Genomic DNA, 12,195 nt, shown 5'->3' with positions numbered 1-12,195 from the left:
AGCCCGCTCCCACAGTGGATAGGGGAGCAGGCAAAAAAAAGCCCCGCATCAGCGGGGCCGTAAAGGTGCAGCAGTCATGCTTTCGGGCGGTTGTCCATTACGTGGCAGGCTTTGCCCTCGGATCGTTTGATCGAGTGGAACGGCTGCAGGACGATGCGGGTGCTGATGCCGATGTAGGTCTTGATGTGCTTGCTCAGCTCGCCGCACACGGCTTTCTGCTGGTCGTCGGTCAGGTGCTGGTGTTCGGCCTTGAGCTCTACGTGCACGTCGACGGTGTCCAGGTTGCCGTTGCGGTGCAGGTGGATTTCGTAGCACTCGGCCAGTTGCTTGATCTTCAGGACCTGCTCTTCGATCTGTGTCGGGAAGACGTTGACGCCGCGGATGATCAGCATGTCGTCGCTGCGTCCGGTGATCTTGTCGATACGGCGCATCGGCCGCGCAGTGCCCGGCAGCAGGCGGGTCAGGTCGCGGGTGCGGTAGCGGATCATCGGCAGGGCTTCTTTGCTCAGGGAGGTGAACACCAGTTCACCCATCTGGCCGTCCGGCAGCACTTCGCCGGTCACCGGGTCGATGATTTCCGGGTAGAAGTGGTCTTCCCAGATGGTCGGGCCGTCCTTGGTCTCGGCGCATTCCATGGCGACACCCGGGCCCATGATTTCCGACAGACCGTAGATGTCCAGGGCGGTGATGCCCATGCGCGCCTCGATGGCGCTGCGCAGTTCGGCAGTCCACGGCTCGGCGCCGAAGATGCCCAGGCGCAGAGCCAGTTTGTGCGGGTCGATGCCCTGACGCTCGATTTCATCGGCGATGTTGAGCATGTAGGACGGCGTGACCATGATGATGTCCGGCTGGAAATCCTTGATCAGCTGCACTTGCTTTTCCGTCTGCCCGCCGGACATCGGGATCACGGTGCAACCCAGGCGCTCGGCGCCGTAGTGCGCGCCCAGACCGCCGGTGAACAGGCCGTAGCCGTAGGAAATGTGCACCTTGTCGCCACGACGACCGCCGGCGGCACGAATCGAACGGGCCACCACATTGGCCCAGGTGTCGATGTCGTTCTGGGTGTAGCCAACCACGGTCGGTTTGCCGGTGGTACCGCTGGAGGCGTGCAGGCGCACGATCTCGTTCATCGGCACGGCGAACATGCCGTAGGGGTAGTTGTCGCGCAGGTCCGACTTGGTGGTGAACGGGAACTTCGCCAGGTCCTCCAGTGACTTGATGTCATCCGGGTGCACACCGGCTTCATCGAAGCGCTGACGGTACATCGGCACGTTGTTGTAGGCGTGGTTCAGGCTCCAGCGCATGCGCTCCAGCTGATGCTGGCGCAACTCGTCGACGCTGGCCGTTTCCAGCGGGTCCAGCACAGGATCAAGCACGGATTGGGAGATTGGCATGTTCATGGTTTCACTCGAATTGTTTTTGTGTTCCAGCCCTTTTGCACAAGGGCTTGAGTGCATGACCCAAGGATACCTCTCGGTTCCTTGGGAATCGCGTTTCTTTAACGGGATAGACGCTCGATGACCAGCGCGATCCCCTGACCTACGCCGATGCACATGGTGCACAGGGCGTAGCGGCCTTGACATTCTTCCAGCTCGTGCAGGGCGGTGGTCACCAGACGTGCGCCGCTCATGCCCAGCGGATGGCCCAGGGCAATGGCGCCGCCGTTGGGGTTGACCCGTGGATCAGTGTCGCCAAGGCCCAGCTCGCGCAGCACCGCCAGACCCTGCGCGGCGAAGGCTTCGTTGAGCTCGATCACGTCCATGTCCTCAAGGCTCAGGTTGGCCAGTTCCAGCACCTTGCGGGTCGCCGGGACCGGGCCGATGCCCATGATTCGCGGTTCGACACCGGCGGTGGCCATCGCCACCACGCGGCCACGGGCGGTCAGGCCGTGACGCTTGGCGACTTCCGGGCTTGCCAGCAGCAGGGCGCAGGCACCGTCGTTGACGCCCGAGGCGTTGCCGGCGGTGATGCTGCCGCCTTCGCGGAACGGCGTGCCGAGTTTGGCCAGCTGTTCCAGGGTGGTGTCACCGCGCGGATGTTCATCCTGCTCGACGATCTTGGCCGGGCCTTTGCGCTGGGGAATTTCCACCGCAACGATTTCCTTGGCCAGACGGCCATTGGCCTGGGCGGCCGCGGCGCGTTGCTGGCTGCGCAGGGCGAAGGCGTCCTGGTCGGCACGGGAAATGTTGAACTGTGCGGCGACGTTTTCCGCGGTTTCCGGCATCGAATCAATGCCGAACTGCTTTTTCATCAGCGGATTGACGAAACGCCAGCCGATGGTGGTGTCGAAGATTTCCGCCTGGCGGGAAAACGCCTGCTCGGCCTTGCCCATCACCAGCGGTGCGCGGGACATCGATTCCACGCCGCCCACCAGCATCAGGCCGGCTTCGCCACTGCGAATAGCCCGGGCCGCGGTGCCGACCGCATCCAGGCCCGAACCGCACAGGCGGTTGAGGGTGGTGCCCGGTACGCTGACCGGCAGCCCGGCCAGCAGCGCCGACATGCGCGCCACGTTGCGGTTGTCCTCGCCAGCCTGGTTGGCGCAGCCGTAGATCACATCGTCGACGCTGCTCCAGTCCACTTGCGGGTGACGGCGCTGCAGTTCGCGCAGCGGCACCGCGCCGAGGTCGTCGGCGCGCACGCCGCTCAATACGCCGGCGTAGCGGCCGATCGGGGTGCGTACGGCGTCGATAATCAGGGCGTCATTCATTCGGGGTCTCCTGCGTCAGCACCGGGCCGCGCACTTTGTAGGATTTGCCGTGGAACAGGGCGATCAACTGGCCCTGCTGGTTTTCAATGCGTACGTCGTAGTTGCCGGTGCGTCCCGAGCGGCTCTGCTCGACGCAGTCGGCGCTGAGCGTGTCGCCCAGGCGGGCCGGGGCGATGTAGTCGATGCTGCAACCGATGGCCACTGTCGCTTCGTTATAGCTGTTGCAGGCAAAGGCGAAGGCCGAGTCGGCGAGGGCGAACAGGTAACCGCCGTGACAAGTGCCGTGGCCCTGGACCATGTCTTCGCGCACGGTCATGCCGACGCGTGAGCAGCCGGGGCCGGCGGACAGCAGGCGCATGCCCATGGCCTGGCTGGCGTTGTCGCGCTGGAACAGGGCCTGCGCGCAGGCGCTCGCCAGGCTCATCGCTTCATGATTAGTCATGGAAATTCCTCCCTTCGGCGACCAGGCGGCGCAGCAGCAGCGACGGCCGGTAGCGTTCTTCGCCGTAGCTGGCTTGCAGGTTGTCCAGGGTGTCGAGGATGTGCGCCAGGCCGACCGCATCCGCCCAGGCCAGCGGGCCTTGCGGATAGTTGACCCCGGCGCGCATCGCCAGATCGATGTCGGCGGCCGAGGCCACGCCTTGCAGCAGGGCATCGGCGGCTTCGTTGGCGAGCATCGCCACGGTGCGCAATACCGCCAGCGCCGGGCTGTCGCTGAGCAGGCTGACTTTCAGGCCCGCCTGTTGCAGCAGGGCAACACCTTGTTCCAGCGCCAGCGGATCGATACCGGCCGCGTGGCTGATGGCGATGCGTTTGGCTGTGCCGTAATCCAGGGGCAGGTCCAGCAGAATCAGGTTGCGCAGGCCGTCTTCTTTCGCGCGCTGACAGGCCATCCGGCCGTCGCTCAAGGCCAGCACCGCGTCACCGACCCGCAGCACACCGCGACCATCGCGCTGGATGACGTTGACGCCTTGTTCACGCAGACGCGGCAGCAGGCCCCGGGCAGCGCCCAGATCGCCTTCCACCACGCAGCATTCCACGCTGGCACTGCTGGTGATTTCGCGCGCAGGCGGACGCTCGGCGCCCTGGGCGTAGGAATAGAAACCCTGACCGCTCTTGCGCCCGAAACGGCCACCGTCCACCAGTTCCTTCTGAATCAGCGAAGGCTGGAAGCGGGTGTCCTGGTAATAGGCGTCGAACACCGAGCAGGTCACGGCGTAGTTGACGTCGTGGCCGATCAGGTCGGTCAATTCGAAGGCACCCATGGCAAAGCCGCCGGCTTCACGCATCAGGGCATCGAGGGTCGGGCAATCGGCGGCGCCTTCCTGCAACAGGCGCAGGCTTTCGGCGTAGAACGGCCGGGCCACGCGGTTGACGATGAAACCCGGGGTGGAGCGGGTGTGTACCGGCTTCTTGCCCCAGGCCTTGGCGGTGTCGTACAGGCACTGCGCGAGTGTCGGATCGCTGGCCAGGCCCGAGACGATTTCCACCAGCGCCATCACCGGCGCCGGGTTGAAGAAGTGCAGGCCCAGCAGGCGCTGCGGACGTTGCAGCTGCGCGGCGATGCTGGTGATCGACAGCGACGAGGTGTTGCTGGCAAGGATGCAGTGTTCGCCGCAGATGTCTTCCAACTGGCGGAACAGCGCGCGCTTGACCTCGAGGTTCTCGACGATGGCTTCGATGATCAGGTCGCAATCGGCCAGGGCTTCGATGGCTTCCACCGCTTGCAGGCGGGCCACGGTGGCGCTGCGCGATTCGGCGGACAGCTTGCCGCTCTCGACGCGCTTGCCCAGTTGCCGGTCGATGCCTTCGATGGCCTGGGCGGCCGCGCCCGGACGGTTGTCCAGCAGCAACACCGGGTGCCCGGCTTGCGCTGCGACCTGGGCGATACCCGCACCCATGGCGCCGGCGCCGATCACGGCGATGCGTGCAGTTGTGTTCAATGCGGTCATGACTCAGCGCCCCTTGAAGCTTGGGGTGCGTTTTTCCATGAAGGCGCTGACGCCTTCGCGGTAATCCTCGCTGCGCCCGGCCAGACGCTGCAGGTCGCGCTCCAGCTCCAGCTGTTCATCGAAGCTGTTGCTCATGCTGGCGTTCAGGCTGCGCTTGATCAGGGCCAGGCCGTAGGTCGGCTGGGTGGCCAGGTGTTGCGCGAGCTTCAGCGCTTCGGCGCGCAGTTCGGCGTCGTCCACGCAGCGGTAGATCAGGCCCCATTGCTCGGCCTGTTCGGCGGTCAGGCGGTTGCCCAGCAGGGCCAGGGCCTTGGCGCGGGCCATGCCGACCAGACGCGGGAGGGTCCAGGTGCCACCGGAATCCGGGATCAGGCCGATCTTGCAGAAGGCCTGGATGAAGCTGGCCGAACGGGCGGCGAGCACCAGATCGCAGGCCAGCGGAATGTTGGCGCCGGCACCGGCGGCCACGCCGTTGACCGCGCAGATCACCGGCATCGGCAGGTCGCGCAGCTGGCGGATCATCGGGTTGTAGAACTTCTCGATGGACTCGCCCAGGTCCGGCACGGCGGCGCCCGGCGCGACGTTGCGGTCGCTCAGATCCTGCCCGGCGCAGAAGCCTCGGCCTTCACCGGTCAGCAGCAGCACGCGCACGTCCGGGTTCTGGCGCACCAGCTTCAGCGCTTCCTTCACTTCGCCATGCATTTGGGTGTTGAAGCTGTTGAGCTGGTCAGGGCGATTGAGGCTCAGCAGGGCGACGCCAGCGTCGATGGAAAACAGGATGTGTTCGAAATTCATGGTCTTGGCGCTCTCTTGGAGGTCGTTCGAATGCGGGATGACTGGATTACTGGCCAGTGAAAGTCGGTGTGCGCTTTTCCTGGAACGCCGCGATGCCTTCATTACGGTCGCGGGTGCCGGCCAGCACGGTGAAGGCGTGGCGCTCGAAGCGCAGGCCGCTGGCCAGGTCCGTGTCCATGGCCTTGAGCAGCGCTTCCTTGGCCAGGCGTACCGCCAATGGCGCCTTGGCGGCGATCTGGCGAGCGACCTGCAGGGCGCGTTCGACGGTGAATTCCGGTTGCGTGACTTCGCTGACCAGCCCGGCGCGCTGGGCCTGGCGGGCGTCGATCGGCTCGCCGGTCAGCACCATCTGCATGGCCATGGATTTGCCGACGGCGCGAAGCAAGCGCTGGGTGCCACCGGCACCGGGCATGATCCCCAGGTTGATTTCCGGCTGGCCGAAGCGGGCGTCCTCACCGGCAATGATGATGTCGGCGTGCATCGCCAGTTCGCAGCCTCCGCCCAGGGCGAAGCCGTTGACGGCGGCGATCAGCGGTTTGTTGAAACGGGTGATGGCTTGCCACGAAGCCTGGCGCGGGTCGTCGAGGATACCGACGAGGTCGCGTTCGGCCATTTCCTTGATGTCGGCACCGGCGGCAAAGGCCTTGCGGCTGCCGGTGATGACCACGGCGCGGGTCTCGGGATCGGCCTGGGCGATGCTCAGTTCGTCCGCCAGTTCGCCCAGCAACTGAGTGTTCAGGGCGTTCAAGGCTTGCGGACGCTGCAGGGTAATCAGGCGCACGCCGGATTCGATGGATTCGACGGCAAGAGTTAGCGGCATTGAAGACTGCCCTCACGGAGCGCGCTCGGCGCTTAGGCCGGCTTGTTATTGGATCGGCCGCAGGGGCCGGTTTTGCCGGAGTATACCTGCAATGTGATACGCAAAAGCAATACTGAAATTGATTTAATGTGTCTTATTGGTCGTGCGCCGCTTTTATAAAGGCAGCTTTCGATGTCGATGTCTCCCAATAAAATGCCCGAATTTATTGGCTTGAGTGCCGGTTCATGCGGGTCAGGTACGTTCGTCCGAAAGGCGGTTTTCAAGTGATACGCTTTTTTGTCTTTGTGCTGGCAAAAGCGATGTGATACAAAATGAGTCAATATCTGCATCGCTTTGTGAAGGAAGCTGCCATGACCTGCTACAGCCTCGATGGCCTGACCCCGGTGATCGACCCCACTGCTTATGTGCACCCGACGGCGGTGCTGATCGGTGACGTGATCATCGGCCCGCATTGCTACGTGGGGCCGCTGGCGAGCCTGCGCGGCGACTTCGGGCGGATCGTGCTGGAGGAGGGCGCCAACCTGCAGGACACCTGCGTGATGCACGGTTTCCCCGACAGCGACACGGTGGTTGAGCGCAATGGCCATATCGGTCACGGCGCGGTGTTGCACGGCTGCCGGATCGGCGCCGATGCGCTGGTGGGCATGAACGCGGTGGTGATGGACAACGCACGCATCGGCCCGCGTTCCTTCGTGTCGGCGGCGGCGTTCGTCAAGGCGGGTTTCGAGTGTCCGGAGCAGTCGCTGGTGATGGGCGCGCCGGCCGGCATCAAGCGCACCTTGAGCGATCAGGAAGTGGCGTGGAAACAGGCGGGGACGCGGGAGTATCAGCAGTTGGCGCAGCGGTGTCTGGAGCAGATGCGCGAGTGCGAGCCGCTGAGTGCGCCAGAAGCGAACCGACCGCGGATCAGTGACAGCGGCCTGCGTCCGAAGGGCAGTACCTCCTGAACACCAATAACCCTGTGGGAGCGGGCTTGCCCGCGATTCCGGTGGATCAGTGCCAATGATGTCGATTGACACGACCCCATCGCGGGCAAGCCCGCTCCCACAGGTAATGTGCCTTTCGGTATATTCCTTTTCTTTTTTTGCTCGGTACGCCCATGTCGTCCCTGACACCTTTGAACCAACTGATTACGCGCTTCCAGGAGCAGACGCCAATCCGCGCCAGTTCCCTGATCATCACCCTGTACGGTGATGCCATCGAGCCCCATGGCGGGACCGTCTGGCTGGGCAGCCTGATTCAATTGCTCGAACCGATCGGCATCAACGAGCGGTTGATCCGCACCTCGATCTTTCGCCTGACCAAGGAAGGCTGGCTGACCGCCGAGAAAGTCGGTCGCCGCAGTTACTACAGCCTGACCGGTACCGGTCGCCGTCGTTTCGACAAGGCGTTCAAGCGGGTGTACAGCACCAGCATGCCGGCCTGGGATGGTTCCTGGTGCCTGGTGATGCTGTCGCAGCTGACCCAGGACAAGCGCAAGCAGGTGCGCGAAGAACTGGAATGGCAAGGTTTTGGTGCAATTTCCCCGGTGGTGCTGGCCTGCCCGCGCAGCGATCGCAACGACGTCAACGCCACCTTGCTCGACCTCGGCGCCCAGGAAGACACCATCGTCTTCGAAACCACCGCCCAGGACGTCATGGCCTCCAAGGCCCTGCGCCTGCAGGTGCGCGAGAGCTGGAACATCGAAGAGCTGGCGACCCACTACAGCGAGTTCATCCAGCTGTTCCGACCGCTCTGGCAAGCGCTTCGCGAGCAGGAAAACCTGCAACCGGCGGACTGCTTCCTGGCACGGATTCTGCTGATTCACGAATACCGCAAACTGCTGCTGCGCGATCCGCAATTGCCGGACGAGCTGCTGCCCGGCGACTGGGAAGGTCGGGCGGCGCGGCAGTTGTGCCGCAACATTTACCGGTTGATTTACGCCAAGGCCGAGGAATGGCTGAACAGCGCACTGGAAACCGCCGACGGCCCGTTGCCGGACGTGGGCGAGAGTTTTTACCGACGTTTTGGCGGGTTGAAGTAATCCGTCGTCGCTGAAGGAGAGTCGCTGTTCAGGAGAACCCGTGTTTTGCCGTAGACAATAAAAACAAAGCCTGCGTGAGAGGCCTGCCATGATTTCAACAACCGCACAGCGCCAGGATGGGTTCGATCAGTGGATCCATCAGATCAACCAGATCTGTGGCGCCTTCAACGCTCAGCCCCTGGGCGCCGGGTTCGCCGGTCAGATCCGGGAATACCGCAGCGATGCCTTGAAGCTCAGCTTCGTCGATGTCCGCCAGGCGCGGCTGTACCGCACGCCGCGGGAAGTCTCGGCGGGCGAGGGCGGCAAGTACTTCGCGGTGTTCCAGCTCGACGGCACGGCGGGCATGGCCCAGGGCGACGACAGGGTGCTGCTGTCCGCCGGGGACATCACCCTGATAGACGCCGCCAAACCGAGTGATTTCACCTACAGCGACGACTCCCGGCAGTTGTCGCTGATCCTGCCTCATCAACTGGTGGAGCAGACCCTGCGCTTCAGTCAGGTCAAGTGCGGCCAGCGGATCGCCGGGACTTCGCCGATCGCCATGCTCTCGCACCGGCTGATCGTCGAGGCCACGCGGCAACCGGACATGAGCCGGCAGGAAAGCGAGGCGACCCTGGAGGCGATTGTCAGCCTGCTGCGCCCGGCGATCAGCCAGGGCGAGGACTGCACCGACCTGCACGAGCGCACCTTCCGCAAGACATTGAGTTTCATTGACCAGCACATCCGCTCCGAAGAGCTGTGCCCGGAATGGCTGGCGCGGGAAGTGGGCATGTCGACCCGCGGCCTGTACCGCATGTTCGCCAAGAAAGGCCTGGTGGTGGCGCGCTACATCAAGAACCGCCGCCTTGACCTGTGCGCCGAGTCCCTGCGCCAGTCGGGCAAGGAGCAGAAGCTGTCGGTGCTGGGGTATTCCTGGGGGTTCTCGGATTCGAGCTACTTTTCCACAGCCTTCAAAAGCCGCTTCGGCATTGCGCCCGGGGAGTATCGCAAGCAGCATGCGTAGGTGTTTTTGCTCCGATTTCTGTAGGAGCGAGGCTTGCCCGCGAAGAGGCCATCAGATTCAACATTGATGTCGGCTGAAAGCCAGTCTTCGCGGGCAAGCCTCGCTCCTACAGGGCCCGGGCCTGCCGCATCAACCTCCGTTCTTGAGCAACACTCCAAACGCCTCCAACTCACTCTTCTCCACATCCGACACCAGCACATACCGCAGGTGATTCTCCTGCCACGACACCACATTGAACCCGCGAATGGTCTGTGTCTGCCGTGGTTTTTCCGCCTCGGACGCAGGCAGGATGAAGACGTTGATGATGTGCTTGGCCCGGCCATAACTCAGGGCCGCCGTGGTCTGGTGTTGCAGGTAATCCAGGCGTCCGCCGAGCAGGGGGAAACCCTGTTCCTTGTAATCGAACACCGGGGGCGAGAAGTCGAGCTTGCCGGTGAACCAGGGCTTCACCGTATGGCGGTCTGACGACACCACATCATTCAAATGCTCACCCATCAACGAACGGACATGGCTGGACACTGCTTCATCCATCAAGGGCTGTTCGCTGCCCGGCGTCGCGACAAACAGCACCATCGCCAGGGCCAGCGCCGCTGCGGAAAACGCCGGAGCAAACCAGTTTCGCCAGCGCTCGATAACCGAAACCTTTGCCGGCTCGGCGGGAAACACCCGGGCCGTCAACGAAGCAGGCGCCTTGTAATAGGCCGCCTTCTGCTTCACGCCCATCACCAGCAGCTTCGCCTGATCATGCTCCCGCGCACACGCCGCGCACCCGGCCAGATGCTCGGCCACAGTCGCGCTCGTCGCGGGATCGAGTTCCTTGTCCAGATAGCCATGCATCAGCGTCTGGCAAGCGGTGCAGTCGAGTTCATTCATGGGCGTGCAACTTCATCAGTTCGAGCTTGAGCATGGCGCGAGCCCTGGCGAGCCTGGACATGACCGTACCGATGGGAATGTCGGCCACCAGCGCGATGTCCTTGTAGGGCAGGTCTTCGAGTTCCTTGAGCACGATCACCTCGCGATACGCCGGCGGCAGGGCGCACAGGGCTTGCTGGATCAGCGACGCGTTTTCGGTGTGGATGGCCAGCAGTTCCGGGGAGTGAGCCTGGCTGGGCAGTTCGTCCTCTTCACTGTGCTCGTCGCTGAACGCCACCCAGTGCCGACCCGCCACGGCCTTGAGCCAGGTGTAGCTCTCGTTGCGCACGATCGTCAGGAACCAGGCCTTGGCGTTGCCATCGGTGAAACGCTGCGAAAACCTGAAGGCTCGCAGGGCGCTTTCCTGCACGACATCGCTGGCGGCGCTGTCGTTGCCGGTCAGCCAGCGCGCCAGGTTGTAGGCGGCATCCAGGTGCGGCGCAAACAGTTCCTCAAATCGCTTCATAGTGGTTTCCGCACTTTCCCACCTCTATAACTGCGCCTCGCCGAGTTTTATTCCCCGAAAAAACTTTATTTTTTGACCGGGAATAAACCCTCGTATTGCCCGGTTTTACCTCGTGTCAGCGACATCACCCGCTACATGACTGTAGCTCTCCAGCGACGCAATACCGATGGACACTCATGCAAAGCAACTCTTGCGTACCGAGGACCTCTTGAATCCCGACCGGCGAACGCTGCTCAAGTGCTCGGCCTGGGCCGGGGCCGGTGTGATCTGGGCCCTGAGCGGCGGCATTCCCCGGGCTTTTGCTTTGGACGAAGCCGGACAGATCTCCGACCCCAAGGCGCTCGCCAGTTCCTTCCATTTCGTGCAGATCAGCGACTCGCACATCGGCTTCAACAAGGAGGCCAATCCGGAGCCGCTGAAGACCCTGCAGGTGGCCATCGACAAGGTCATCGCGCTGCCCAAACGGCCGTCGTTGATCCTGCACACCGGCGACATCACCCACCTGTCCAAGGCCGAAGAATTCGACACCGCCGATCAGGTGCTCAAGGGGTTGCCGGCGACCGTGCATTACGTGCCGGGCGAACACGACACCCTCGACGAGGGCGGCGGCAAGCTTTATCTGCAGCGTTATGGCAAGGGCACCAAGGGCAACGGCTGGTACAGCTTCGATGACCATGGCGTGCATTTCATCGCGCTGGTTAATGTCTTCAATTTCCAGGCCGGGCATGAGGCGAATCTGGGGCCTGAGCAACTGGCCTGGCTGGCGGACGATCTGCGGGCGGTGAGCAGCAGCACGCCGATCGTGGTGTTTACCCATATTCCGTTGTGGACGATTTATCAGCCCTGGGGCTGGGGCACCGAGGATGGCGATCAGGCGATTGCGTTGCTGCGCAAGTACGGTTCAGTGACGGTGTTGAACGGGCACATTCATCAGGTGATCCAGAAGGTCGAGGGCAATATCACCTTTCATACGGCGCGGGGCACGGCTTATCCACAGCCTGCACCGGGTACGGCACCCACGCCGGGGCCGATGACGGTGGCGGCCGATCAACTGCGCAATTACCTGGGCGTCACCGATGTGCGCGCGACCCAGGGTGAGCACCCGTTGGCACTGATCGATTCGACACTGGTTTAGGGAGGGGATGATGAAAGCGCGATTTCTGGCAGTGGTCTGCCTGATGTTGTCGATGCCGGTGTGGGCCAATGAGGTGAAGATCGACATCAAGGAATTCATGTTCGGCCCCATGTCCCTGACCATCGCCCCGGGCACCAAGGTGACCTGGGTCAACGACGACGAAATCCCCCACACCGTCGCCGAAACCCACAAACTGTTTCGCTCGGCGGCGCTGGATACCGGCGACAGTTATTCCTGGGAGTTCGATACACCTGGGGAGTTCGAGTACTTCTGCTCGCTGCATCCGCAGATGATCGGGAAGATCATTGTCGTTCAGTAGATTTGGAGATCACCGGTGGACCCTGTGGGAGCGGGCTTGCTCGCGAAAGCGGTGTGTCAG

Annotated in this window: 13 protein-coding genes; 5 read left to right on the top strand and 8 right to left on the bottom strand. The window is 63.2% G+C overall.

Annotated elements, in window-relative coordinates; all coding sequences use genetic code 11:
* Window positions 1-74 precede the first annotated feature (74 nt).
* From paaK to paaF, 6 genes are all read right to left on the bottom strand, one after another.
* Entirely contained in the window at window positions 75-1,400 is a 1,326-nt protein-coding gene (gene paaK, locus K9857_RS26640; protein WP_224540955.1) for a phenylacetate--CoA ligase PaaK, read from the bottom strand.
* 98 nt (window positions 1,401-1,498) lie between these two features.
* Window positions 1,499-2,710 (bottom strand): 3-oxoadipyl-CoA thiolase, encoded by a 1,212-nt coding sequence (gene pcaF, locus K9857_RS26635; RefSeq protein WP_224540953.1) that lies wholly within the window; start codon window positions 2,708-2,710, stop codon window positions 1,499-1,501.
* Window positions 2,703-3,152 carry a hydroxyphenylacetyl-CoA thioesterase PaaI gene (gene paaI, locus K9857_RS26630; protein WP_224540951.1) on the bottom strand — a complete coding sequence of 150 codons (450 nt, stop codon included), beginning with the start codon at window positions 3,150-3,152 and terminating at the stop codon, window positions 2,703-2,705. The genes pcaF and paaI overlap by 8 nt, the downstream gene beginning before the upstream one ends.
* On the bottom strand, window positions 3,145-4,662 hold the full coding sequence (gene paaH / locus K9857_RS26625; protein ID WP_224540949.1) for a 3-hydroxyacyl-CoA dehydrogenase PaaH: 1,518 nt from the start codon (window positions 4,660-4,662) through the stop codon (window positions 3,145-3,147). Before paaH ends, paaI begins: the two co-directional genes overlap by 8 nt.
* Window positions 4,663-4,665: 3 nt before the next feature.
* The gene (gene paaG / locus K9857_RS26620) at window positions 4,666-5,457 is read right to left on the bottom strand and encodes a 2-(1,2-epoxy-1,2-dihydrophenyl)acetyl-CoA isomerase PaaG (RefSeq protein WP_224540948.1); all 792 of its coding nucleotides are present in this window, start codon (window positions 5,455-5,457) and stop codon (window positions 4,666-4,668) included.
* A gap of 46 nt (window positions 5,458-5,503) precedes the next feature.
* Window positions 5,504-6,277 (bottom strand): 2,3-dehydroadipyl-CoA hydratase PaaF, encoded by a 774-nt coding sequence (gene paaF / locus K9857_RS26615; RefSeq protein WP_175377657.1) that lies wholly within the window; start codon window positions 6,275-6,277, stop codon window positions 5,504-5,506.
* Window positions 6,278-6,627: 350 nt separating this feature from the next.
* On the opposite strand from paaF, the gene paaY reads away from it, so the two are divergent.
* The 3 genes from paaY to feaR all read left to right on the top strand — a co-directional run bounded on the left by paaY (window position 6,628) and on the right by feaR (window position 9,303).
* Entirely contained in the window at window positions 6,628-7,224 is a 597-nt protein-coding gene (paaY, locus tag K9857_RS26610; protein ID WP_224540957.1) for a phenylacetic acid degradation protein PaaY, read from the top strand.
* Between the two features lie 152 nt (window positions 7,225-7,376).
* Entirely contained in the window at window positions 7,377-8,300 is a 924-nt protein-coding gene (gene paaX, locus K9857_RS26605) for a phenylacetic acid degradation operon negative regulatory protein PaaX (protein ID WP_175377659.1), read from the top strand.
* A gap of 88 nt (window positions 8,301-8,388) precedes the next feature.
* Complete coding sequence (gene feaR, locus K9857_RS26600; RefSeq protein WP_224540946.1) at window positions 8,389-9,303, top strand: transcriptional regulator FeaR; 915 nt, start codon at window positions 8,389-8,391, stop codon at window positions 9,301-9,303.
* Window positions 9,304-9,432: 129 nt separating this feature from the next.
* Here the strand turns inward: feaR and K9857_RS26595 are convergent, their stop codons facing one another.
* Complete coding sequence (locus K9857_RS26595) at window positions 9,433-10,176, bottom strand: anti-sigma factor family protein (RefSeq protein WP_224540944.1); 744 nt, start codon at window positions 10,174-10,176, stop codon at window positions 9,433-9,435.
* Window positions 10,169-10,681 carry a sigma-70 family RNA polymerase sigma factor gene (locus K9857_RS26590; RefSeq protein WP_224540943.1) on the bottom strand — a complete coding sequence of 171 codons (513 nt, stop codon included), beginning with the start codon at window positions 10,679-10,681 and terminating at the stop codon, window positions 10,169-10,171. The genes K9857_RS26595 and K9857_RS26590 overlap by 8 nt, the downstream gene beginning before the upstream one ends.
* A 166-nt stretch (window positions 10,682-10,847) precedes the next feature.
* Here K9857_RS26590 and K9857_RS26585 point away from each other — a divergent pair, with 166 nt between their 5' ends.
* Window positions 10,848-11,816 (top strand): metallophosphoesterase family protein, encoded by a 969-nt coding sequence (locus K9857_RS26585; RefSeq protein ID WP_224540941.1) that lies wholly within the window; start codon window positions 10,848-10,850, stop codon window positions 11,814-11,816.
* Window positions 11,817-11,826: 10 nt separating this feature from the next.
* The gene (locus K9857_RS26580) at window positions 11,827-12,135 is read left to right on the top strand and encodes a plastocyanin/azurin family copper-binding protein (protein WP_224540938.1); all 309 of its coding nucleotides are present in this window, start codon (window positions 11,827-11,829) and stop codon (window positions 12,133-12,135) included.
* Window positions 12,136-12,195: the final 60 nt, after the last annotated feature.

It is taken from the genome of Pseudomonas sp. REP124 (genome assembly GCF_020164475.1).
Lineage (GTDB): Bacteria > Pseudomonadota > Gammaproteobacteria > Pseudomonadales > Pseudomonadaceae > Aquipseudomonas.
This window is presented reverse-complemented; position numbering and strand designations above follow the sequence as displayed.